Here is a 22,242-nt window from a genome sequence, read left to right as displayed (position 1 = left end):
TTTGGATCATCGCCCGAATCCGGATCGTCGGATTCGGTGCGGTGTCTTTAACTCGCTTATTGAATCCAGGCGTATATTGATAGTGTCGATCCAGCTAGTTGAGGCAATAGCAAGACAGGCGAGAGAGCTGGGGCTAGATATCCCGGAACGTTTGGAGGTGTTACATGAGCCAATATCAACGACTCTTTCTGGTAGCCGGTCCAGCCATGCGTCATACGCCGGCGTTGCAGCGGGCTGTCGCCATTGCCGAAGCCACTGGCGCAGCGCTGCATATCACGGTGTTTATCGAAGACAATGGCATTCTGGGTTTGACTACCGGTGTGCGGCTTCGTGAGGCCTGTCAGCAAGAGAACGAAAAATGGCTGAAGGATGAGGCCGAGCTGATCCGTGATCGCGGCATCAGGCTGAGTACCGAAGTGCTGATAACGCGCAACGCGCTGCAAGAGATCCTTCGGCACGTGGCAGAAATGCAGGCAGACCTGGTGATCAAGGACGTGCAGCACGAATCTGCGCTCAAGCGCGTGTTCATCACGCCTCTGGACTGGCATCTGTTGCGTGAATGCCCGGTGGCTGTCCATCTGGTCAGCGACGTCAGTTGCCCGCTTCCACGAGTGATCGTGGCGGCAGTCGATCCGTCGCAACCCGAGACCCAGATCAGCGGCATCAACGACCGCATCATCCAGGCGGCGAATGGATTGGCGATGCAATGCAATGCGCAGCTGCATCTGCTGCATGCCTACGATCTCTCACAGCCCCACATGTCCGATGCAGGCGCTGGCGCAGTAACAATGCCTGGCTTCAACAGCGATGTGCGCAAGTCTCTGCATAAGTCATTTACCGCATTGGCCGACCACTATGGCGTGCCCATTGAGCGACAACACTTCGTTGCAGGGCCAGTGACCAAAGCGCTGACCGACTTCGCAGCGCATCACCGGGCCGACGTGATCGTCATGGGAAACGCGCATCGCAAGGGGCTGGGCAAGTGGGTGGGCAGTACGACAGAGCATGTGCTGTATCACGTGCCCTGCAACATCTTCGCGGTCGCGGGGCAAGCGGATCAGTGAGTGGATTCGTTGTTGAATGACTCGGAAGGGGCGTCTCGGCGGCTGGGGCGGGACTTTTTGAGGGCACGTGCCGAGATATCCCTGTAGGTATCGCTATCGGTTGCCGCCAGGAGCTTGCCGCCGTCCTTCAGGGTGGCCATGAAGGTCACCTCGGTGCTCTTGCCGGCTAGCAAATAGCCGGCGATGGCCCCGACTGGCCCCAGCAACATAGCGCCCGCAATGCCAAAGCCGATGGCGCTCGTTAAATTTTTACTGGAGTCCGTGCTCTGGACCGTTAGATCTTTAAGTTCCGAGACGGAGAAACTCTTCCCCTGTCGTGGTTTAAGGGCTGTCTTGAGTGTGATGGTTCCCGAGTGATACTCCCCATCGCCCTGCGGGAAATCACCGGCGAGTACTATGATCTTTGCCATGTGGAGTGTTCTCTGGGCGATCATTTTTTGGGGTAGACATTGCGCGCGCCGAAACTCCAAACGTCAACGATCGGACGATGAGTGGCCGCGATGGGGGGTTAGGATCGTCCGGCATGGTTATTTCCTCCAGTCATGAACGCAAAGCGTAGCAGGCGGGTGGGGCCGTAGAGGTGGTCATAGCCCTGGTCATGGACGTTTTATAACGTTTGGCTCAAGCAGGCGGATAATGCGTTTTAATTCTCCGTTGACCCGATAGATACTCGGAATCATCAACAGACCTTTCAGCCGAGAGGGGGCGGTTGCAGGGGATGAGTGCAACACGGTTATTGAATTGAAGCAGGAGCCTCATGTTGCAAGCCCATCAGCTGAGTGGATACCTCGATGTTAAATCGCTTGCGTAGTCGGATCTTCAGTAAATACGCAAACTTTTCCAACTCCTTTTGGGTGTAATGGGACAGGGCAGTTTCCCTTGGGCAAAAACTGGCGGACAAGGCCATGGGTGTTCTCGCTGGCTCCACGTTTGGCGAAACACCTCGATCCCGAGTCATGCGTTGCGCACCGTGAGGTGTACGGTGAAGCGTTGGCAGGGGAAACCAGCAGGCCAGCCATTGAGCTGCGAAATCATGAGTCCAGGGCGCCGACGCTGTTAAGCGAAGCGGAAGGCCACAGTGCCCAAAGGCAGATGGTAGTGAGCGCCCGCTGGGCGTAACCGCATCGGAAGACTGCACGAGGTCAGATGATTGCTGTGAGATATGCAGACGACAGTTTGCTTGGGTTTGAAAAGCATGAAGATGCATGGAGTTTTCGCCAGGCGTTGGAGGCTCGCAGGAGCCGTATGCGGTAATTCCGCACGTACGGATCTTTGCGGAGGGGACAGGTGACTGCCATTCCTACCTCGACCAGAGTGCCGAAGAAGGGCGGCGGAGCAGGCGAAGGCTTAGCCCTCGCCCAGCCCTATCAGGCGACCTGTTTTTGCCGGAGGCGCAGGAAAAAAGCTTCTGCAGAGGCTGATTTAGGTGCGGTCAGGAGCGCGCTGAGACGGTAGCGCTGGATGATGGCTTGGGCTACTAACGGCCCGGCAAGGCCGATCAGGGTACCTATGAACAAGTGAGCGCCTGGAGACTGAATGCCCAAGAGCTTACTCAGCGCCACGCGTGCTCCGCTGCCGGCAATAATGTGCATCAAATAAATAGTCATCGAGGACGCACCGATATACATCAAACCCTTGATGCTCAATCGGCTCAGGCACATAGACAGCGCAATCACGAAGCATATGGATACCGTGGCCAGGACTAGCGATGCCAAACCGCGATCCTGGTACATCATCCCCATGGGCCCGTGAAAAACATACTGGCCAATTATAAATAGTGCGCCCAAAGCTACAGCAAGGCTGGCGTAATTCTTATCGAATACTGACTTGATGTTGTCGAACCAAATGCCGAGGATGAAAAAGAAGGCATTACCTAGGATAAGGTTAATTATTAGGTTCTGAGATAGATCGCCATTGATGGAGTACAGGACGCCAAAGGCCACCAGTAGTAATACACTTCGCGACTTGTCGAATAGCACAAATAAGAAGGAGCTGATCACGAACACCAGGAACAGCGTGTACAGGAACCAGAACTGAGCCCGCGGTTGCGAGGCGAGCGAAAGCACCTCGGAAAATGTAACGCTGCCGTTTGTGTACTTCGACAAAACGGTCTCGATAGAGCCTTGAAGCAGTGACCATAAAATATATGGGTAAAGTATTGTATCGACTTTATTGGCGATTAGGCGGCTGGTACCGCGGCTTTTAAAAGAGTTATAGAAGAAAAGTCCCGACAGGAAGAAGAACAGCGGCATGTGGAAACTGTAGATGATGCTGTCCACCAACTGAAATAGACTTTCATCCATCTGTATGCCGGCCTTGTGTACACCTCTCGCAACGTGCCCATACACGACAAGTATAATTCCTATCGCCTTTGCGTAATCAACCCAGGGATTTCTTTCCATTGTAGTGGTCTCGCTTAAGAAGGGGGAAAGAGCGCTAATCTATCGTTAATTGTGAGTGGCCAGAAATCTGACAAAACCATCCCGCTCCGAATTACGATATTCGCACATTGCAGCTCAATATTTTCCAATGATCAGAAAGTAAGACGACACCACATCAGCATCAATCTGGATACAAGTCTATCCACGCGCTGGGATCGTGTACCTGATTTAATCAGACGGTTTTTAACATTCCGATTGTTTTGGCCAGCCACATGGAGCCTGTTGCTGCAGATCCTCCCGAACGCGAGCGCAGAAGCCGACTTTTTTGTGCCTGGAGAAAAATATCGCTATGTGCGTGCCTGCACATTGTGGGTAGGGGCTAACGCCGGATTCGGAATGTTTGCCAACTGCGCTTGCTGGAGAACACTCCCGAGTCGCCTCGAAGTACATACAGGGTTGCTCTGTGGACGGCTGTCCTTCGAGGGCATCCATAACCCCTGATTTTTTTATAGGCCCATACCCATCCACGAGACTTGGCTTTTTCAGCACGTGTCAATTTCACTTGGGAGTCTCTGGCAATGGTGTTTACGGTGGATCATAGCAATCAGCCTCAATTAGAAATGCGTCAAATAATAACCATTCGGGTATCATGGTTATTACAAAGCCCAGCGTTTGAGCGTCAGAATAAAAACGTGCCGATTATCCCGCAGCATTTGCTGCAGATCCTCCCGAACGCCCGCCCAGTTGCGGGCTTTTTTACGCCTGGAGAAAACTATGACTGTCACAGATAGAGATCGAGACATTCTTGCCCGAACACTGGGGGTGAGGCCCGAGGGGAAGGGTTGGGGGCCAGATTGCCGTTGGCTGGACGATTCGCAGCCGCGTGAACGACGGCAAGGCCAAGTCGTGGTGGGGGGAGGGCTATGACGGCGCGTACCTGAAGCTGTCACCGGCGAGTACTATGATTTTTGCCATATGGAGTGTTCTCTTGGGCGCCCTGAAACCGATCTGTCAAGCACTTAACGCTGAAGTTGCCGAACAGGTCTAGAGGCCTTCGAATCTGGACCTTGGGGTAAACAATATCCTACGGTGGGCTGCAACCTGGAAACGTGCCTGGGACCGAGTCATCCCGTTTTCGTCTCCCGCCAGCCATCCGGAAAGTGATCTACACCACCAATGCCATCGAGAACATCAATGCTCAGGTGCGCAAAATCATCAAGACAAGAGGTCACTTTCCAACCGACGATGTAGCGACGAAGCTGATCTGGCTGGCGTTGCAAAATATCACCGCCAATTGGGGCAGTGCCGCCCATGACTGAAAAACGCCATGAATCAATTTGCGGTCTTGTATGGCGATCGATTCATCAGGCCGACCTGGTGAAATGAAGGCCTGCCTGACGGCACCATTACCGGCCCGCACACAAAAAATCTGACACTCTCTCCGAAATGAGTGGCATCCCTGAATGCGCGATGCACAAGTGCCGTCCTATAAAACAATGTCATTCTAAGGTCGACCCTGGTGCTCCGACATAGACGTTTTATAACGTTTAGCTAAAGCGGGCAGAGAGTGCGCTTTAATCCTCCGCTGGTCCGACAGGTTTAATCGCGATCAGGATCAAATGTTCGGCATCATTAGCAGACCTTTCAGCCGAGAGGGTTTAACGGGGGATTAATGGACTTCTGGACCACTGCGCAGGTATCGATTCTAGGCTTGGTTGAAGGGCTCACAGAGTTTTTGCCCATCTCCAGTACAGGGCACCAGATTATTGCCGCCGACTTGCTCGACTTTGGCGGTGAGCGAGCCATGGCGTTCAATATCATTATTCAGTTGGGGGCTATCCTGGCGGTCGTCTGGGAGTTCCGTCGCAAGATTCTGGAGATCACCACCGGCTTGCCGACCCAGCGTAATGCACAACGTTTCAGTCTGAATCTGTTGATCGGTTTTTTGCCGGCCGTTGTGCTGGGAGTGATGTTCGCCGACAAGATCCATGAGTATCTTTTCAACCCGATTACCGTGGCCGTGGCGCTGGTGATCGGTGGAATCATCATGTTGTGGGCCGAGCAACGCGAGCATGTAGTCGTTATCGATCACGTCGACGAGATGCGTTGGACCGATGCCTTGAAAGTCGGGTTCGCACAGTGCCTGGCGATGATTCCCGGCACTTCGCGCTCGGGCTCGACGATTATCGGCGGGTTGCTGTTTGGCCTGTCACGCAAGACGGCCACCGAGTTCTCATTCTTCCTGGCGATGCCGACGATGGTGGGGGCCGCGGTGTACTCGGGTTACAAGTACCGCGACTTGTTCCAGGCTGCAGATTTGCCGGTATTCGCCTTGGGGTTTGTCGCCGCGTTTCTCTTCGCGATGATTGCGGTGCGCGGGTTGCTCAAGTTCATCGCCAACCATAGCTACGCGGTGTTTGCCTGGTACCGGATTGCGTTCGGTTTGCTGATCCTGGCGACGTGGTTTTTGGGGTGGGTCGACTGGAATCACCTCTCGGAGGCGGCGTAGGTTTCCCTGCGCTTTGTGGCGAGCGAGCTTGCTCGCGTTGGGCTGCGTAGCGGCCCCAAAAATCTGACAACCATTGCCGATTTTTGTGAGTGTTACGCACTCAAGCGGGAGCAAGCTGCCTCGCCACAGGTTTCTTTGACTCAAGACTCCGAGCAAATCTAAAGCTTGTTGACCCGCGCCAGTGGCAGGCTGATTTTCTGTTCACGCTGCAGGAAATTCATCATCAACAGCACCCGTTCCTCGCCATCCATGGCCAGGAACACCGCTTCGAGATCGGAGAACGGGCCTTCAGTGATGCGCACCGTATCTCCGTGCCTCAACAGCGTTTTCACGATCGCCTGGCTATCCCGTTCCTGGAGTTCGTCGATCAGCGTATCGCGGATCGGCAGTGGCTGACCGCCAAACCCGACAACTCGCGACACACCGCGGGTCGAACGCAGCGGGCCCCAACTGTCCTGAAGGCTCAACTGAATAAACAGATAGCCCGGAAACAGCGACTCGCTGATCACCCGGCGTTGGCCCCGTAAAATTCGTTCACGCCTGTAGGTGGAACGAAAACAGGCATAGCCCTGGCGCTGCAAATGTTCTTCGGCGCGCTCATCTTGTTTGGGCTTGCACTGCACCAGATACCAGGCTTTGTCGGCGTGTGCTGCAATCGCGTTCATTCAAAGGCCCCCCCTGCATCGATCTGCTCCAGCAATTCGACGGTTTTGCGCTGCAGGAGCGAGCTGTCGCCGCGGCTTTCCACGGTCAGGCAAGTCATGTGGCCCTTATCCGAGAGGCACAAGCTGAAGCGCCAGTCGGCGAAGACCAGGCTCAGTCCTTCGCTCTCGTTGATGTCGAGGGCGTCGGCAGCGTAGCGCTGCTTGATGCTCGCCAGCAGCGCGGGGCCATCCTTGACTCGACGACGGATTTCCCCGGAGGAGGGGAAGGCGCCAATGCGCTCCACCAACAACACCGGTGGTTTTTGCACCCGGGGAAAGATCAGCTCCGACGCATAGGCGCGCACGATGAGGTATGCGAGGTTGTTCTTAAGGTCAGCGCCATACGGGCGGCGACTGTCACCTGCCTTGAAACCGCTCAATGTCTTCATAGAGGCTTCGTCCATAGGGAAATAACGACCAAAAAATCGATTCGATGAAACGCACGCTTGTCTGGGTTCAGCGCCGTCACAGGGCGTTCTGATGCAGGTTCTCGAAACAGAAGTTGGTGGCTTCGATGTAACCTTCGGCACCGCCGCAATCAAAACGTCGGCCCTCGAACTTGTAAGCCAGCACGCAGCCGTTTTGAGCCTGCTTCATCAATGCATCGGTGATCTGGATTTCACCGCCTTTGCCTGGCTCGGTGTCAGCGATCAGGTCGAAGATATCGGGGGTCAGAATGTACCGACCGATGATGGCCAGGTTGGACGGGGCGTCTTCCGGGCGGGGCTTCTCGACCATGCTGTTGACCCGGTAAATACCCTCGCGAATCAGCTCGCCGGCAATCACGCCGTACTTCTGGGTCTGCTCACGGGGCACTTCCTGGATCGCCACGATCGAGCAGCGGAACTGTTCGTAAAGCTTGAGCATTTGCGCCAGCACGCCATCACCCTCAAGGTTCAGGCACAGGTCATCGGCCAGCACCACGGCGAATGGCTCATCACCGATCAACGAACGACCGCTGAGAATGGCGTGACCCAGGCCCTTCATCTCCACTTGGCGGGTATAGGAAAAAGTACAGGTATCGATCAGCTCACGCGTGCCTTCCAGGAATCGCTCCTTATCGGTGCCGCGAATCTGGTGTTCGAGCTCGAAGCTGACATCGAAATGATCCTCCAGCGCTCGCTTGCCCCGGCCGGTGACGATGGCCATATGTTGCAGGCCGGCGTCGCGTGCTTCCTCCACGGCGTACTGGATCAGCGGCTTGCTGACGATCGGCAGCATTTCCTTCGGCATGGCTTTGGTGGCGGGTAGAAAGCGAGTGCCATAGCCGGCAGCGGGGAATAGGCATTTACGAATCATGGAAGCGTCCTTGAAAGTAGACAGATGGAATGGCTAATGGCAGTAGGAAAGGTTCGACTCAGTTGTCGGAGCCGGTAACGCTGGAGAGTGCGGGCTCTAAATGGCTCGATCACTCGAAAAAAATGTTGGCAACGCTGCATAGGCAGCGAAAGGCCTGTACGCCATGTTTCGCTCAAGGCACAGGCAGAGAGAAAAATCGGGCGGTCGGTTGGCCGGCGAGCATGTCTGGTGGTTCCTTGGCATGCTCCTGACGCAACCCGCTGTAAACAAAGTGATTGCCCAAGGCATCTCTTACCCAACTTCTAACCGAATGTCCGACGCCCTGGCAATGCGCTAGCGGAACGGCTATATATCAGTCGTTCGTTATTTCGGTGTAATTTAGATTGAACGATCGCGGGAAAATCGTAATTGTTATAAATCGTCTGGATAAATTCGCAGGTTGTTATTTTCAATGCTCGAAGAACGAAATGTTATTTTTTGTCTGGATAAAAAGTTGGGGGCTGTTCAAACGTCATGGTAATAAATACGCACTGATGATTTTAAAGTTTCAGCTGCAGTTACCGGGGTTGTAAATACCCGGACTCATTCGTAGTTTAAAGCTCTTATGTTCGGCAAGTGCTATGTCACCGCCAATGTTGACAAGACGGGGAATGTTATCTTGCTTAAAAGGGTTTTGATTGTCTGCGTCGGCAATATTTGCCGCAGTCCCACCGCGGAGCATCTGCTGCGCGGGGCACTCGTTCATTCTGAAATTGAGGTCAGCTCGGCTGGCCTCGCTGCTTTGACGGGCAAACCCTTCGAGCCGACGGCACACGCAGTACTCACGGAGCACGGTCATCTGCCCCACGAGCACCAGGCCGTTCAGCTCACGTCTCAAGCCGTTAGTGATGCGGACTTGATTCTGGTGATGGAACGACGGCATGTCAGCGGGGTACTCAACATTGCCCCTGAAGCGCGAGGCAAAGTGTTGCTGCTGGGCAAGTGGCAAGACGATCGCGAAATCAGCGACCCCTACCGTCAAGGCAAACCTGCTTTTGTGCACGCTTATGCGTTGATCGAAGAAGCCGTACTCGCATGGGCACAGCGCCTGACGCGCTGATGGCCACTCCTTTTTGAATCGTAATACAGGCAAAGAATCCGACTTATGCAGCAAGCACCGGTAGTCAACGTACGGGACGACGACAATGACGAGATTGATCTTCTCGGCTTGTTTGGAACACTTATCGACCATAGATGGCTGATTGCCGCGGTTACCGGTGCCTTTATGGCGGCTGGTGTAGCGTTCGCGGTGCTGGCGACGCCGGTATACCAGGCGAATGCATTGTTGCAGGTTGAAGCGAAGAAGAACGATTTGTTGGGCTTCTCCGATGTCGGCAGCATGTTGGGAAAAGAGTCGCCTTCGGCGACCGAGATCGAGTTGATCAAGTCTCGTGCGGTGATTGGCAAGACGGTCGATAACCTGAAACTTGATATCGTCATACAACCGATGTACTTCCCGGTTGTCGGTGAGTTCCTAGCGCGTCGATTCCAGAATAGTAATCCCGGTGAAATAGCCGACCCCTTGTTGGGGTTGAACAGTTACGCTTGGGGAGGGGAGTCGCTGAAGATATTCAAACTGGATCTTCCCGACTCGCAACTGGGCAAGAAGTTGACCCTGACCACGGGTGAAAATGGTCATTACACCCTGGTGGACGAAGATGACAACGTATTGGCGGCCAACCAGGCTGGACAACTTTTCGAACAAAATGGCATTGCATTTCAGATAGAGGAAATGCACGCCAACCCTGGAACCCGCTTCAGAATCATCCGCAATTCTCGCCTGACCAGCATCCTCGACTACCAAGAGGATTTGGATGTATCCGAGCGAGGAAAAGAGTCGGGCATTATCGGGCTGGCGCTGGAAAGTACAGATCCGAATCAGGCCATTAAAACACTCAATGAAATCGCCGCTATTTATGTTCGGCAAAACGTAGAGCGCACTTCCGCTGAGGCAGCGCAGAGCCTGGCGTTTCTCAAAGAGCAACTTCCGGTAGTCAAGAAGGACCTGGAGAAAGCCGGGAATGCCTTGAATGAATACCAGACCCGCAGCAAGTCCGTGGACATCACGCTCGAAACCAAAGCCATTCTCGATCAGATTGTCGGGCTCGATACCAGCATCTCCGAGTTGAAGTTACAACAAGCCGAAATGGACCGTAAGTTCACCCGGCAACATCCCGCCTATCGCGCACTATTGACCCAGATCGGCGAGTTGAGCAGCAAGCAGAAAAGTTTGGCGAGCAAGGTGGAGGGCCTTCCCTCCACCCAGCAAGAGCTGCTGAACCTTACCCGGGATGTAGAAGTCGGGACGGCCATTTATACCCAATTGCTGAACAAGTCTCAGGAGCTGGATGTGATGCGAGCGGGGACCGTCGGTAACGTGCGTCTGATCGACACCGCGGATGTCAATTTCCTCAAACCGGTCAAACCGAAAAAAGCCTTGATTGTACTGATCGCCACAATTCTTGGCGGCTTGCTGGCGGTGGTCCTGGTGCTGGTACGCAAGGCGCTGAACCGGGGATTGGAAAGCCCGGAAGCCATCGAACAACTGGGGTTGCCAGTCTACGCGTCGATTCCTTACAGCATTTTGCAGAAAACCGAAGATGACAAATTCTCTCGCGGACGAGGGCGTTCCGCAGGTTCTACTTTGCTGGCCATCAGTCATCCTACCGATCTAGCAATTGAGGCGTTGCGCAGTTTGCGTACCAGTCTGCACTTCGCCATGCATGAGGCCGGCAACAACCGCCTGATGATTTCCGGGCCTAGCCCCCAAGTGGGTAAAACGTTCGTATCGGTCAACCTCGCGGTGGTGATAGCACAAACCGGGTTGCGTGTATTATTGATCGACGTCGACATGCGCAAGGGCTATCTGCACAAAGTGTTAGGTGTTTCCCAAGATAATGGGCTCTCCGACATCCTGACCCGGCGCTGCGATATGGCCACCGCCATCCATAAGACCCAAATCGACAACTTCGATTTTGTTAGTCGAGGCCAGATCCCGCCCAACCCTTCCGAGTTACTGATGCATGCCAATTTCAGTGCGCTATTGGAACAGGCGAGTGAACTCTACGATCTGGTGATTCTCGATACGCCGCCGCTACTGGCGGTGACAGATGCGGCGATCGTCGGGCGCCTGTCCGGGACCAACCTGATCGTGACGCGCTATGGCTTGAACCCGGCGAAAGAAATCGAATTGACGGTCCGCCGGTTCTCCCAGAATGGCGTTGTCATTAAAGGAGCCATTTTCAACGGTGTAGAAAGAAAAGCGTCCCAGAGCTATGGTTATGGCGGGTATCACTATTATAGCTATGAATATAATAGTGATAAAGCATGATGACTCCGCAGTCCTTCAATAATAAAAGGCAATAATTGTTTATGGTCGATGAGGCCCAAAGTTCCTGACTGATGAAGTGAAGATCGATAATACGGTCTTCACATTTAAGATGAAGAGTTAGTTGATAGTTAAAATTTACTTAGTGATGTAGCAATTAACAGAAAAATCAAAATGTGTTGTTCTCAGGAAAATGACAAAAAATCCTGGGGCGGTAGCGTGAAAAAACCAAAATCCATGAAGATATAAAATGAAAAAGCTTTTCATGTCCCTGTTTTCAACTGCCCTACGAATTGCGACAGGGTTAGGGATGATAGCAATATATACAAATGCTTTGAGTTTTGAAAAGTTCACCCATCTAGCCATTGGGCTATTATGTGCACAAATCACATGTATTTTTGTGGATGGAGGAGTTAATAACGAGATACTGCGCTCTGCTCGACTTGAAAGTACTGCCCAGAATACTAAGCGCCTCTATGAGTCAATGGCTGCAAGACTTGCAGTTTCGACTGCTATTGCGATTTGTTTAGTGATGTACAATCTTGTAACTACTACACTAGATAATACAGTTATCTTGCTAGCTTCCTTCTTTTCTGGAATCCTTTCATCCATTAACGAGACAAATCTGGTAAATTTAAAAGCTACGAATAGATTTAAAGATGAGTTAATAAAGTCAACTACGCAGTCAGTTCTAATTATCAGTATTTCTTGTATTGTGTTCATTAGTCCTACTCTGGCAGCATTATCAATACTATCTCCTCGCATATTTACTACGGGAATATTGCTGCGGGGGGTAGGTAAGAATAATTTAAAAAAAATTAGAAACAGAATATCAAGCAAGAGTGTTTTTGGGTACTACACAAGATTGAAGCATTACACGCTCGACTCCATCTTTTCCAATCTCGGAGCGCAGTTAGATGCTATTTTAATATCTGTACTTATAGGGAAAGAGGCATTCGCGATTTACCAGCCAACTTCCAAGGTGTTAAGTTCCTCGCTAAATCTAGGTGGTGTGATAGGAGCTTTGGTAATACCTAAAGCAACAACACTACATTCTGACAAAAATATAAAATATTACTTGTTGGGCTCTTTTTTTGTTTTTGGGTTAGTTGTGGCTGCTTTGTTTTTTGTGTTTTGTAACTACTTTTTATCAATTCTATTTGGTTCCATGTATAGCCCAGATCTAGATATAGAGATTATTCTTACATTCATGATCATTGTTCGATTTCTGGCCGCGGGCGCGGGCTCCTACTTAACTATTAAGGGGCAGCAGAAGAAAAGAGCAATTATAAACGCGATATGTGCGGTGAGTTCGGTGATATTTACAGTGATGTATAGTTTTCTTTACGATATCAATATCGAAGTGATATTAAGCATTTTGCTCATATCTCAAATTATTATGATGATTTTTTATGTTTTATCAGTTGTAAAATATGCCGAGCCGGTACTTATAGATTAGCAATTGAGTTGGTGTCTCTGCCAGCTTATGTAGGATTGAAGTGGTTACATTTCATTCTCAAAATATTTGATAGAGCTTATTTTATTGGAGTAGGAAATGAATATAGGCCTTTTGTGGCATTCATTCAGTTCAGGCAATCTAGGAGTGGGCGCTCTTAGTCTGGCGAATCTAGAACTTATCGATAGCGTTGTTAAGGCTAGGGGGCTAAAAGCACATTATATAGTTATTGGTTCATCAGGGCCATGTGATTACTCTCCTAGAAATGACAAGTACTCATATGAATTTGTTGAGTTTTCGGAAAAAACATTATTAAAACGACCGCAAGCTATCCTGAGCAGTATTAGAAAGTGTGACGTGGTTTTCGATATTGGAGAAGGCGATAGCTTTGCTGATATCTATGGGTACAAAAGAATAGCAAAACTGCTATTGAGTAAAGCATTAGTTGTTTTGAGTAAAAAGACATTGGTGCTTTCGCCTCAAACAATTGGCCCATTCCACAGAGCAAGCAGTATATTTTTTGCAAAAAAAATATTACGTCGCTGTAAAGAAACAATTGCGAGAGATCAGCAATCGTTCGCTGTGCTTAAAGATATGGGTGTTGAAAATATAGCAGAAACAATTGATGTAGCTTTCAGCCTGCCGTATCAAAAAATGAAGGTAAAAACAGTAGCTGATAAAATAGCTGTTGGTATCAATATATCTGCTTTACTACATGCGGGTGGATACAATGGTGGAAATCAATTTAGCCTGAAAACGGACTATGTAGAGCTGACTAAAAGACTTATTGAGCATTTGTTGGCGCGGCCAGAGTTTGAAATTCATTTAGTTCCTCACGTAATACCCACTGAATTTAGTAGCGAAGATGATTATGCGGTGTCAGAGGTTTACGCAAAAAAATATGATCGCATAATACTTGCCCCCCGTTTTAAAGGGCCTGAAGAAGCGAAGTCTTATATAAGCGGGTTAGATTATTTTACTGGAGCTCGAATGCACGCGACGATTGGAGCATTTTCTTCCTCGGTACCTGTTACCCCACTCGCATATAGTCGGAAATTCGCGGGGCTTTTTAATTCGATTAATTACACAAGAGTACTCGATTTGCGTGAGCAGACAACTGAGGATGTGCTCAAAAAAATACTGTCCGATATAGATGAAAGAGCGAAACTCAAGAATGAAATTCATAATGCCAAAGCCAGTATTGATAGCCGTCTCGAGAAATATAAGTCGATTATAAATCGCGTAATTGGAGATGTCACATGCTAAAAAGCTGTGAGACACTCAAAAGCGTTTTGGAAAATAACCTGTGTGTTGGTTGCGGAGCATGTTCAGTAACTACACCTGAAAAGATAAAGTTGAATCTAAACTCAGATGGATATTTAAGACCATTCATAAAGGAAGGGTTGACGAAGCAAGAAGAGAATAACATTCTAAAGATTTGCCCAGGTGTGTCTGTCGACTCTGCTTTTTACCAGCAAAGTAAAGACAGATTGTGGGGGCCTATTCTTAACAGCTTTGTTGGTTGGTCTTCCAATGATGAGCTACGCCACAAAGCATCTTCGGGAGGCGCAATCACTTCAATTGCGTCAAGCTTACTATTTCAAGGCGAAGTGGATGCCGTGCTTCATACCGGTGTAGATACTTCAGATCCGTTGAAGAATAGGTACCAAATAAGTACTAATCCTGAAGATGTTATGAAGCATGCCGGATCAAGATATGCTCCCGCTGCGCCATTAGAAGGCCTGTTCGAAGCAATAAAGAACTATAAGCGAATAGCCTTCATAGGTAAACCTTGCGATGTTGTTGCTGTCCGCAAAATTTGTGAAATAGATAAAGAGGTAAGAGAGAAAATATATTGCTGCATATCGTTCATGTGTGCAGGAGTTCCTAGTCTAAAGGGGACACATGCGGTTCTAAAAGCACTAGACGTAGATGTCGAGGATGTAAAGGGGTTTCAGTACAGGGGTGATGGATGGCCAGGACAAGCAAAAGTTACTACTCATGAAGATATTACTAGAGGTATGAGTTACGACGATTCATGGGGGAAAATATTGAATCGACACCTCCAGTTCAGATGCAAGATTTGCATCGACGGAACGGGGGAGTCCGCAGATATTACGTGTGCTGACGCATGGCATGGTGATACGAATGGTTATCCTAGCTTCGACGAACAGCAGGGACGTAGCCTTATATTAATTAGAACTGAGCATGGGCGAAATATTCTGAATCGAGTGATTAATAAGGATTCACTAATTGTGGAGCCTATTGATGTTACAGAGCTTCAAAAAATGCAGCCATATCAGGCTTCTAGGAAAAGTCTTGCTCTTTCAAGGTTGTTGGCCTTAGCAACTGTCAACATGAGCATCCCAAAGTATAACTTAAAGATGTTACTTTCTCTAAGTAAAAAAAGTACGCTAAAGGACAATGTAAAAAGTTATCTGGGGACTCTTACTCGGGCGTTAAAGTTAAGAAAGTTATGAACTATATGTCTAGCGATCGCACTGCGGTCCCAAAGCGCTATACGAGCAGATGGAATCTGCTGTTAACTCTATTAGCTATTTTCCTATTTGCATTTGGAGTTATTCCGTTCTATCTCGATATACGACTACACGAAAATGTCGGGTTGAATCCTCAACGGCTGTTGGTTGCGGGGATGTTTGGGCTTGCTGCTCTATGTATGCTAGGATCCAAAGGAGCACAAAAGAGAATAAGTTTATCAGTCCATACTAATAAAAAAATTTATCTGGTAATCGCTGTTTATCTCTTACTTAGAGTTGCTTCTTTTGCTGCAAATCCATCGCAATACTCATTTTTCATTTTGTTGAATGAGGTGTTGATGAATTTCTTTATTTTGTTTTATTCGGCAGTATTTGTTGATAGTGTCAAAAAAATAAAGATTCTGCTCTTTATTCTGATAGTTAGCGCGTTGTATGTTTCTATGTTTGGGGTTGTTGAAGGAATAATAAGTGACAATATATTTAGGGCACTTGCTAACACTGCTACCCAAACAGGAGAGATTGCAGCTCAAATCAAAATTCGAGATGGAAATTATAGGATTCAATCAACTTTTGAACATCCTTTGGCTTTGTCGCAGTATTTGATAATAATAATACCGCTGCTAGTTGCGATGATGAGTGCCAAACTATGGCGGGGGATGGCGCTTATCATGTTTCTACCGCTATTCCTGGTGGCGGCTTATCTGACTTATGCTCGGTCAGTGTTTGTATGTCTTTTTATAGCTGTTATTATTATTGCTCTATCTACAGTTAAGCTTAAGTATTTGAGTAGTATTTCGCCATCAACTAGGCAGGTATACTACACGATGCACAAGTTTACTGTTTTTATGGGTTTTATAGCTCTGCTAGGCGCGGTTTTATTTCTTTCAAGTGGCGGGTCCGCTACACAGCAGTCCAGTACGGCAACGAGACTAGTCCAACTTAATAACGGGATTATGGGTGTTAAAGAAAAGCCCATCCTAGGTCATGGAATTGGTAATGCGAAAAAAGTAATAATCGGCATTGGCGATACAGTGTCCGGGAGTGAAGCGGTTTGGAATGAAACGATTGATAGTTATTATTTGGCTGAGGCTCTGGATTCTGGCCTGCCTGCATTATTCGCTTTTGTATCAATATTCGTTATTGCCAGTCGGGTGATGTATAGGATATCAATCGATAAAACCATAAATAAGAGTATAAGGGGGCTTGCATTGGCTATTTCTGCAAGCATTGCCGCTGGAGCGGCCTCAATGTCTGTCTTGTCTATATTTACAATACTACCAATTTTGTTCGCGCTGATTGGGTTTTCTATATCACTTAACATGCTTTCCAAAAGGAATTAACTATGCATACCGAAAAAGTCTGCGCCATAATTCTTAACTGGAATGGCGCCGACCAAACAATAGCGTGCTTAAAATCGATAGCTGAGAATTATAGTATCCCAGTAATTGTGGTTGATAATTGCTCGGAGTTAGCTGACTTTAATATGTTGGCTGAGGCTGTTGCAAATGGCGACTCTACGGATGTTTTAATAACTTCAGAGCTCGAAATTAAAAACCATGAGCAACAATATTATAGATGTGTAATCAGAAACAATGATAATCATGGTTATGCAGGTGGAAATAACATAGGGATAGATTATGCCTATCGTGCCGGATTCGATTTTTTTTGGATATTAAATAATGACATCATGGTGGAATCGGGCTCTCTAGAAGCATTGCTTAATACTATGAATGCCGATATTGATTGTGGCTTTAGCGCGTCAGTTTTGGTTTATTCAGATAACCCTGGTGTTGTTCAGTGTATAGGTGGAGGTAAACTTTATCCGTGGCTGGGCAAGGCGAAGTTGATTGGTAAAAATCTTAAGCGTGTCGAATTAGATAAAATGCTTCCAATATTGCCGGAGCCAGATTATTTGATGGGAGCTTCCCTTCTTGTAAAGAAAGATATCGTGCGGAAAGTTGGTCTCATGGATGAGCGATATTTTATGTACTCAGAGGAAGCAGATTGGCAACGCCGCTCGATCGATTATGGTTTTCATTTTCGTGTATCAAATCATAGTTTCGCTCAACATGGCGACAGCGCTAGTACAAAAAATAAGAGTCATATGTTCCACTTTTACCGTAACCGTGCAGCAATAATGTACAATAAAAAATTTCACTCTGCGCCGTGCTATATTTTTTCTGCAATAGCGCTGGCGGCAATAACTGTGATCCAAAATCTCGGAAGTTTGAAAAACATTAGATATGGTGTCATGGGGGTAGTGGCGGGTTTGAATTTTTCCTGGAGATAAGTCGCATGAAAACTCAAGAGTTATTTGGGGTGCCTATAGCAAAAGCTACATTCAAAGAGGCTGTTCAGCATCTTATTTTGGATGCCCATTCTAAAGAAAAAAAGGCTAAGGTAGTAGTTACTCCTAATGTCGATCATGTAGTTATGTTGGATAGGAGTCCAGAAATCAAGTCGATATACTTGAAGGCGGATTATTTTTTTGCCGACGGATGGCCTATAGTATTTGCTTCAAATATATTAAATAAACGCATCCCCGAAAGAGTGACTGGCGCTGACTTGATGCCGGAGTTATTGCTGTTGGCAAATAATAGTAAAATGAAAGTTTTTATAGTGGGTGGCTTTCCCGGAGAAGAAAGTAATATCTATAGTAAACTGAAACAGCTTTATCCAGACGTTCATTTGACTATTTATTCGCCGGATAAAGGTTTTAAAAATGGGAATCAGGACTCGGATAAGATTGTTGAGCAGATAAAGCTCAGTCGTCCGGATATAGTATTTGTTTGTATTGGTTATCCTCGCCAGGAAATTTGGGCTATTCAAAACAAAGATTTATTGCAGACGAATCTGGTTTTGTGCGTGGGTGCTGCTTTAGACTTTATAGTTGGTAAAGTTAAACGTGCTCCTATAGCAGTCAGAAAGCTAAAGATGGAATGGCTTTGGCGATTACTATCGGATCCCAAGCGGTTGTGGCGTAGATACATTTTAGAGGATACGAAATTTGTAGGTATTCTTGCTAAAGAGTATTTTCAACGCGTAAAAAATTAATGTTTGCGTTTCTTGTCGGGCGTGTGAAGTTTGGGATCACTCTCTTGGTCGTTTCCTTTTTAAATTTTGGAAGCGTTGCAATAGCGAATGAATCCACGCAAGTGTCTCTTTTGGGGGGCAGTAACGTAAAAATCTACGGGGTTAATTATTATAGGCCCAACACCGGGTGGGCCCCTCAATTATGGGTCCGATACGATAAGTCTTCAGTAGAAAGTGACTTTAAAAAGATACATTCATTAGGATTAAATACAGTTAGAGTTTTTTTAACTTACAAAAGTTTTTTTTGGGGCGGAAGTAAACTGGATTTATCAGGTTTAAAGAAACTCGATCATATGATAGATACGGCAAAAAAAAATGATATTCGATTAATTTTGGTGGGGTTGGAGGCATGGGAGGGAGTCCCTGCTTGGGCAAAAGGCGATAGATTTCGAGATGATGCAATAATATACAAAACGAAACTTTATTGGGCTCAATTGTCTGCACGTTACAAGGGCGAGCAGACAATCCTAAGTTTTGAACTGGCTAATGAGCCAAATATACCTTGGCCGAATATAGATGTACTTGATGATTGGAAGTCGGCATATGACGACTTAATGAAGGTTCAACAGTCTCGTGAGGACATTGCCACTTTTTGGGTGGATGCTCTAAGTAAGTCAATTAAGAATATTGATCCTGATAGGCTTGTTACAATTGGTCTAATTCAAACATCAATTCCAGTAGGGTTGGGAAGGCCCAGCCATTATTCCGCTTTTAATCCGAAAAGAATTGGGCAAGCATTGGATTTTTATCAAATACATCTCTATCCGAACGAGGGTGGTTGGTATAACTATGAAAGTCGTAATGGAAAACTACGTAATTTAGCCTACCTACGTGGGATTGTTGAAAAAATATCGGGGCTTGGAAAGCCCGTGGTTGTTGGTGAGTTTGGATGGTATGGAGGTGGCAAGGTAAGGATAAAGACAGGAGCGTATTTACCATATGCCAAGGAAAATGCACAAGCGAACTGGAATAGATCTTTAATATGTGTAACTGAAGGTTTGGTGAGCGGATGGCTTAACTGGGGGATGTATGACGCTCCCGAAGCAAACGATATATCTACTCATACCGGCCTATATGATGCACAAGGAAAATTAAAGGTTTGGGGTGCGAAATTTTCTCTTATAAGCCAATACCATATTTCATCATCATATATACGCTACAACCATCGTGATGAAAATGATTGGGAGAGTGCGAGCGGTAGCCAGAGGGAGAGTCTTGCGCTAAAAGAGGCAATGATAAAAAAGAATCTACTCGAAATATCTGCACTCCCCTGTAAGCTTTAATCCAACCACTACAGGTGTAAAACAATGATACCAGTTATTTTATCCGGCGGTTCAGGAACAAGGCTTTGGCCTCTTTCACGCCAGCTTAATCCGAAACAGTTTTTACACTTGGCCGACCCAGATTTATCTATGTTACAGGCGACCATTAAGAGGCTCGAGGGGTTAGATGTCAAACCGCCTTTAGTTATTTGTAATGAACAACATCGCTTCCTAGCTGCAGAACAATTACGTAAAATGGGCAATGATACGGCCAAGATACTACTAGAGCCTGTTGGTCGTAATACTGCACCGGCGATAGCGCTTGCCGCCCTACAAGCAGTAATGGACTCCAGCGATCCAATTCTTCTAGTGTTGGCTGCAGATCATTTTATTCAAGATATAGCCGCATTCCAAAGTAGTATTCTTTCGGCGCTTACATTAGCGGAGAAAGGTAAGCTTGTTACCTTTGGTATTCCTCCAACCCGAGCTGAAACAGGCTATGGCTATTTGGAAATAGGTGATGTTGAAGGAGGACTTGGTTATATAGTTAAGCATTTTGTTGAAAAACCAGACTCCGTCACCGCGGAAAAATATTTGACGAGTAAGCGCCATTATTGGAATAGCGGCATGTTCATGTTCCGGGCAAGTCGTTATTTAGAAGAGCTTCAGCGTTTTCGCCCGGATATTTTAGCTGCCTGCACAAATGCCATATCTCTTGGTTTCAATGATCTAAACTTTACCCGAGTAGACAGCGCTGCCTTCGCTGCTTGCCCTGATGGGTCTATTGATTATGCCGTCATGGAGAAAACCACAGACGCAGTTATGGTTCCACTTAATGCAGGGTGGAGCGATATCGGTTCATGGTCTGCTCTCTGGGATGTTTGTCAGAAAGATGAAGCGGGAAATGTTTTTAAGGGCGACATTATCAGTGAGTGCACAACTAACACTTATGTAAATTCTAATAATCGCTTGGTTGCAACTTTGGGGGTCGAAGATCTAGTGATCATTGAGACCAAAGACGCAGTTTTAGTGGCGCACAAAGACAGGGTGCAAGAAGTCAAAAAAATAGTTGAACGTCTTAAGTCGGATGCTCGTAGCGAACATTCTGCGCATCGTGAGGTGTACAGGCCTTGGGGGATGTATGATTCCATTGATAATGGACATCGCTATCAAGTAAAACGAATTACGGTAGAGCCGGGTGCTAAGTTGTCAGTGCAAATGCATCACCATCGTGCTGAGCATTGGATTGTCGTAAGTGGCACCGCGAAGGTGACAAATGGAGATAAGAGTTATCTGGTTGCTGAGAACCAATCTACTTATATTCCCATTGGTCAGATTCATGCCTTGGAGAATCCCGGTATCATACCGCTTGAGTTGATAGAAGTGCAGTCTGGTTCATATTTGGGTGAGGACGATATTGTTCGCTTTGAAGATAAGTACGGCAGGGTTTGTTAAATAAAAAAATTTGATTGTGTAATGCGAGAAGTTTGTTGGTTTTTTACTTTAGCGTCAGGGCTTAAATATATGCTGAAAAAAATCCTTGTTACTGGTGGAGCCGGTTTCATAGGGTCGGCAGTGGTTCGTCACCTGATTGAAGAAACTGAGTGTGAAGTCGCTAACCTCGATAAGCTAACGTATGCTGGTAATTTGGCATCGTTGTTCGAGGTTTCTGATTCGGGACGTTATCATTTTTATCATGCTGATATTTGCGATGCGTTCGCGTTGGATCAAATATTCGCGGCGTTTCAACCAGATGCAGTTATGCACTTGGCCGCAGAGTCCCATGTCGACCGTTCCATCGACGGCCCCGCGGACTTTATCCAGACCAATATTGTCGGCACCTATACCTTGCTCGAGGCGGCCCGACGTTATTGGAGCGGATTATCGGAAGAGCTCAAACAGGCTTTTCGCTTTCACCATATCTCCACCGATGAGGTATATGGCGACCTGGAGGGCACCGATAGCCTGTTCAGTGAAACCACGCCTTATGCGCCGAGCTCACCTTATTCGGCGTCCAAGGCCAGTTCGGACCATCTGGTTCGAGCCTGGCAACGTACGTATGGTTTACCGGTACTGGTGACCAATTGCTCGAACAACTATGGCCCTTATCACTTTCCCGAGAAGTTGATTCCCCATGTGATTCTGAATGCCATCCATGGCCGGCCTCTGCCGGTTTATGGCGATGGCCTGCAGATTCGAGACTGGTTGTTTGTAGAAGATCATGCGCGCGCATTATGTGAGGTCGTGCGTCGGGGTAAGGTCGGCGAAACCTACAACATCGGTGGCCATAACGAGAAAACCAATCTCGAGGTTGTGCAAACTCTGTGCGATCTACTCGAAGAGTTGGCACCTGACAAGCCCGCGGGCGTCGAGAGTTATCGCGAGCTGATTACTTTCGTCAAGGATCGGCCCGGGCATGATCTTCGTTACGCCATCGATGCGGGCAAGATCGAGCGTGAACTCGGTTGGCAACCACAGGAAACCTTTGAGACCGGTATACGCAAAACGGTTCAGTGGTATCTGGACCATCAAGGATGGTGCCAACGGGTCCTTAATGGTGAGTACCGCCCGGAGCGTCTTGGCCATATCGGTTGAACCATTCAAACCCT

The 22,242-nt window shown here is 47.9% G+C and carries 18 protein-coding genes and 3 pseudogenes; 15 read left to right on the top strand and 6 right to left on the bottom strand.

The annotated features are described in order from the left end of the window. Positions 1 to 164: 164 nt before the first annotated feature. Entirely contained in the window at positions 165 to 1,064 is a 900-nt protein-coding gene (locus tag ACZ9BB_RS13645) for a universal stress protein (protein WP_476214238.1), read from the top strand. Here the strand turns inward: ACZ9BB_RS13645 and ACZ9BB_RS13640 are convergent. From ACZ9BB_RS13640 to ACZ9BB_RS13630, 3 genes and pseudogenes are all read right to left on the bottom strand, one after another. Next, positions 1,058 to 1,474, bottom strand: coding sequence for a hypothetical protein (locus ACZ9BB_RS13640; protein WP_476214237.1), 417 nt, complete (start codon positions 1,472 to 1,474; stop codon positions 1,058 to 1,060). The genes ACZ9BB_RS13645 and ACZ9BB_RS13640 overlap by 7 nt on opposite strands. Before the next feature lie 323 nt (positions 1,475 to 1,797). Continuing rightward, positions 1,798 to 1,996: pseudogene (locus tag ACZ9BB_RS13635) on the bottom strand (IS30 family transposase); the annotation flags it as partial. 435 nt (positions 1,997 to 2,431) lie between these two features. After that, entirely contained in the window at positions 2,432 to 3,466 is a 1,035-nt protein-coding gene (locus ACZ9BB_RS13630) for an acyltransferase family protein (protein WP_476214236.1), read from the bottom strand. Between the two features lie 753 nt (positions 3,467 to 4,219). Here ACZ9BB_RS13630 and ACZ9BB_RS13625 point away from each other — a divergent pair. The 3 genes and pseudogenes from ACZ9BB_RS13625 to ACZ9BB_RS13615 form a co-directional block, all read left to right on the top strand. Beyond that, positions 4,220 to 4,388 (top strand): annotated as a pseudogene (locus tag ACZ9BB_RS13625) (cell wall hydrolase); the annotation flags it as partial. Between the two features lie 42 nt (positions 4,389 to 4,430). Continuing rightward, positions 4,431 to 4,826, top strand: a pseudogene (locus tag ACZ9BB_RS13620) (transposase); the annotation flags it as partial. Positions 4,827 to 5,117: 291 nt separating this feature from the next. After that, a complete protein-coding gene (locus ACZ9BB_RS13615; RefSeq protein WP_476214235.1) occupies positions 5,118 to 5,954 on the top strand; it encodes an undecaprenyl-diphosphate phosphatase in 837 nt (278 codons plus the stop codon). A gap of 158 nt (positions 5,955 to 6,112) precedes the next feature. Here the strand turns inward: ACZ9BB_RS13615 and rfaH are convergent, their stop codons facing one another. The 3 genes from rfaH to galU form a co-directional block, all read right to left on the bottom strand. Next, positions 6,113 to 6,619, bottom strand: coding sequence for a transcription/translation regulatory transformer protein RfaH (gene rfaH, locus ACZ9BB_RS13610; RefSeq protein WP_476214234.1), 507 nt, complete (start codon positions 6,617 to 6,619; stop codon positions 6,113 to 6,115). After that, positions 6,616 to 7,047 carry a phosphomannomutase gene (locus tag ACZ9BB_RS13605; RefSeq protein WP_476214233.1) on the bottom strand — a complete coding sequence of 144 codons (432 nt, stop codon included), beginning with the start codon at positions 7,045 to 7,047 and terminating at the stop codon, positions 6,616 to 6,618. The genes rfaH and ACZ9BB_RS13605 overlap by 4 nt, the downstream gene beginning before the upstream one ends. A 76-nt stretch (positions 7,048 to 7,123) precedes the next feature. Beyond that, positions 7,124 to 7,957 (bottom strand): UTP--glucose-1-phosphate uridylyltransferase GalU, encoded by an 834-nt coding sequence (galU, locus tag ACZ9BB_RS13600; RefSeq protein ID WP_476214232.1) that lies wholly within the window; start codon positions 7,955 to 7,957, stop codon positions 7,124 to 7,126. A 604-nt stretch (positions 7,958 to 8,561) separates the two neighbouring features. Here galU and ACZ9BB_RS13595 point away from each other — a divergent pair. The 11 genes from ACZ9BB_RS13595 to rfbB all read left to right on the top strand — a co-directional run bounded on the left by ACZ9BB_RS13595 (position 8,562) and on the right by rfbB (position 22,228). Then, positions 8,562 to 9,056: a low molecular weight protein-tyrosine-phosphatase gene (locus ACZ9BB_RS13595; RefSeq protein ID WP_476214231.1), complete on the top strand. Its 495-nt coding sequence runs from the start codon at positions 8,562 to 8,564 to the stop codon at positions 9,054 to 9,056. Positions 9,057 to 9,101: 45 nt separating this feature from the next. Then, a complete protein-coding gene (locus tag ACZ9BB_RS13590) occupies positions 9,102 to 11,327 on the top strand; it encodes a polysaccharide biosynthesis tyrosine autokinase (RefSeq protein ID WP_476214230.1) in 2,226 nt (741 codons plus the stop codon). Between the two features lie 247 nt (positions 11,328 to 11,574). Further along, a complete protein-coding gene (locus tag ACZ9BB_RS13585) occupies positions 11,575 to 12,783 on the top strand; it encodes a lipopolysaccharide biosynthesis protein (RefSeq protein WP_476214229.1) in 1,209 nt (402 codons plus the stop codon). 96 nt (positions 12,784 to 12,879) lie between these two features. After that, positions 12,880 to 14,046, top strand: a complete 1,167-nt coding sequence (locus tag ACZ9BB_RS13580) for a polysaccharide pyruvyl transferase family protein (protein ID WP_476214228.1) — start codon at positions 12,880 to 12,882, stop codon at positions 14,044 to 14,046. Continuing rightward, positions 14,040 to 15,260: a Coenzyme F420 hydrogenase/dehydrogenase, beta subunit C-terminal domain gene (locus ACZ9BB_RS13575; RefSeq protein WP_476214227.1), complete on the top strand. Its 1,221-nt coding sequence runs from the start codon at positions 14,040 to 14,042 to the stop codon at positions 15,258 to 15,260. The genes ACZ9BB_RS13580 and ACZ9BB_RS13575 overlap by 7 nt, the downstream gene beginning before the upstream one ends. Positions 15,261 to 15,265: 5 nt before the next feature. Beyond that, positions 15,266 to 16,618, top strand: coding sequence for an O-antigen ligase family protein (locus ACZ9BB_RS13570; protein ID WP_476214226.1), 1,353 nt, complete (start codon positions 15,266 to 15,268; stop codon positions 16,616 to 16,618). Positions 16,619 to 16,620: 2 nt separating this feature from the next. Continuing rightward, complete coding sequence (locus tag ACZ9BB_RS13565) at positions 16,621 to 17,568, top strand: glycosyltransferase family 2 protein (RefSeq protein WP_476214225.1); 948 nt, start codon at positions 16,621 to 16,623, stop codon at positions 17,566 to 17,568. Positions 17,569 to 17,573: 5 nt separating this feature from the next. Continuing rightward, entirely contained in the window at positions 17,574 to 18,332 is a 759-nt protein-coding gene (locus ACZ9BB_RS13560; RefSeq protein ID WP_476214224.1) for a WecB/TagA/CpsF family glycosyltransferase, read from the top strand. Next, the gene (locus ACZ9BB_RS13555) at positions 18,332 to 19,654 is read left to right on the top strand and encodes a cellulase family glycosylhydrolase (RefSeq protein WP_476214223.1); all 1,323 of its coding nucleotides are present in this window, start codon (positions 18,332 to 18,334) and stop codon (positions 19,652 to 19,654) included. Before ACZ9BB_RS13560 ends, ACZ9BB_RS13555 begins: the two co-directional genes overlap by 1 nt. 24 nt (positions 19,655 to 19,678) lie before the next feature. Then, positions 19,679 to 21,088 carry a mannose-1-phosphate guanylyltransferase/mannose-6-phosphate isomerase gene (locus tag ACZ9BB_RS13550; protein WP_476214222.1) on the top strand — a complete coding sequence of 470 codons (1,410 nt, stop codon included), beginning with the start codon at positions 19,679 to 19,681 and terminating at the stop codon, positions 21,086 to 21,088. 69 nt (positions 21,089 to 21,157) lie between these two features. Beyond that, the gene (gene rfbB / locus ACZ9BB_RS13545) at positions 21,158 to 22,228 is read left to right on the top strand and encodes a dTDP-glucose 4,6-dehydratase (protein ID WP_476214221.1); all 1,071 of its coding nucleotides are present in this window, start codon (positions 21,158 to 21,160) and stop codon (positions 22,226 to 22,228) included. The last annotated feature ends 14 nt before the right edge of the window (positions 22,229 to 22,242 follow it).

The sequence above is a fragment of the Pseudomonas sp. TE3552 genome, from assembly GCF_056278945.1.
This window is presented reverse-complemented; position numbering and strand designations above follow the sequence as displayed.

Coding starts and splice junctions, on each gene's coding strand:
- ACZ9BB_RS13645 (WP_476214238.1), top strand. CDS start 165: ATGAGCCAATATCAACGACTCTTTCTGGTAGCCGGTCCAGCCATGCGT.
- ACZ9BB_RS13640 (WP_476214237.1), bottom strand. CDS start 1,474: ATGGCAAAGATCATAGTACTCGCCGGTGATTTCCCGCAGGGCGATGGG.
- ACZ9BB_RS13630 (WP_476214236.1), bottom strand. CDS start 3,466: ATGGAAAGAAATCCCTGGGTTGATTACGCAAAGGCGATAGGAATTATA.
- ACZ9BB_RS13615 (WP_476214235.1), top strand. CDS start 5,118: ATGGACTTCTGGACCACTGCGCAGGTATCGATTCTAGGCTTGGTTGAA.
- rfaH (WP_476214234.1), bottom strand. CDS start 6,619: ATGAACGCGATTGCAGCACACGCCGACAAAGCCTGGTATCTGGTGCAG.
- ACZ9BB_RS13605 (WP_476214233.1), bottom strand. CDS start 7,047: ATGAAGACATTGAGCGGTTTCAAGGCAGGTGACAGTCGCCGCCCGTAT.
- galU (WP_476214232.1), bottom strand. CDS start 7,957: ATGATTCGTAAATGCCTATTCCCCGCTGCCGGCTATGGCACTCGCTTT.
- ACZ9BB_RS13595 (WP_476214231.1), top strand. CDS start 8,562: ATGTTCGGCAAGTGCTATGTCACCGCCAATGTTGACAAGACGGGGAAT.
- ACZ9BB_RS13590 (WP_476214230.1), top strand. CDS start 9,102: ATGCAGCAAGCACCGGTAGTCAACGTACGGGACGACGACAATGACGAG.
- ACZ9BB_RS13585 (WP_476214229.1), top strand. CDS start 11,575: ATGAAAAAGCTTTTCATGTCCCTGTTTTCAACTGCCCTACGAATTGCG.
- ACZ9BB_RS13580 (WP_476214228.1), top strand. CDS start 12,880: ATGAATATAGGCCTTTTGTGGCATTCATTCAGTTCAGGCAATCTAGGA.
- ACZ9BB_RS13575 (WP_476214227.1), top strand. CDS start 14,040: ATGCTAAAAAGCTGTGAGACACTCAAAAGCGTTTTGGAAAATAACCTG.
- ACZ9BB_RS13570 (WP_476214226.1), top strand. CDS start 15,266: ATGTCTAGCGATCGCACTGCGGTCCCAAAGCGCTATACGAGCAGATGG.
- ACZ9BB_RS13565 (WP_476214225.1), top strand. CDS start 16,621: ATGCATACCGAAAAAGTCTGCGCCATAATTCTTAACTGGAATGGCGCC.
- ACZ9BB_RS13560 (WP_476214224.1), top strand. CDS start 17,574: ATGAAAACTCAAGAGTTATTTGGGGTGCCTATAGCAAAAGCTACATTC.
- ACZ9BB_RS13555 (WP_476214223.1), top strand. CDS start 18,332: ATGTTTGCGTTTCTTGTCGGGCGTGTGAAGTTTGGGATCACTCTCTTG.
- ACZ9BB_RS13550 (WP_476214222.1), top strand. CDS start 19,679: ATGATACCAGTTATTTTATCCGGCGGTTCAGGAACAAGGCTTTGGCCT.
- rfbB (WP_476214221.1), top strand. CDS start 21,158: ATGCTGAAAAAAATCCTTGTTACTGGTGGAGCCGGTTTCATAGGGTCG.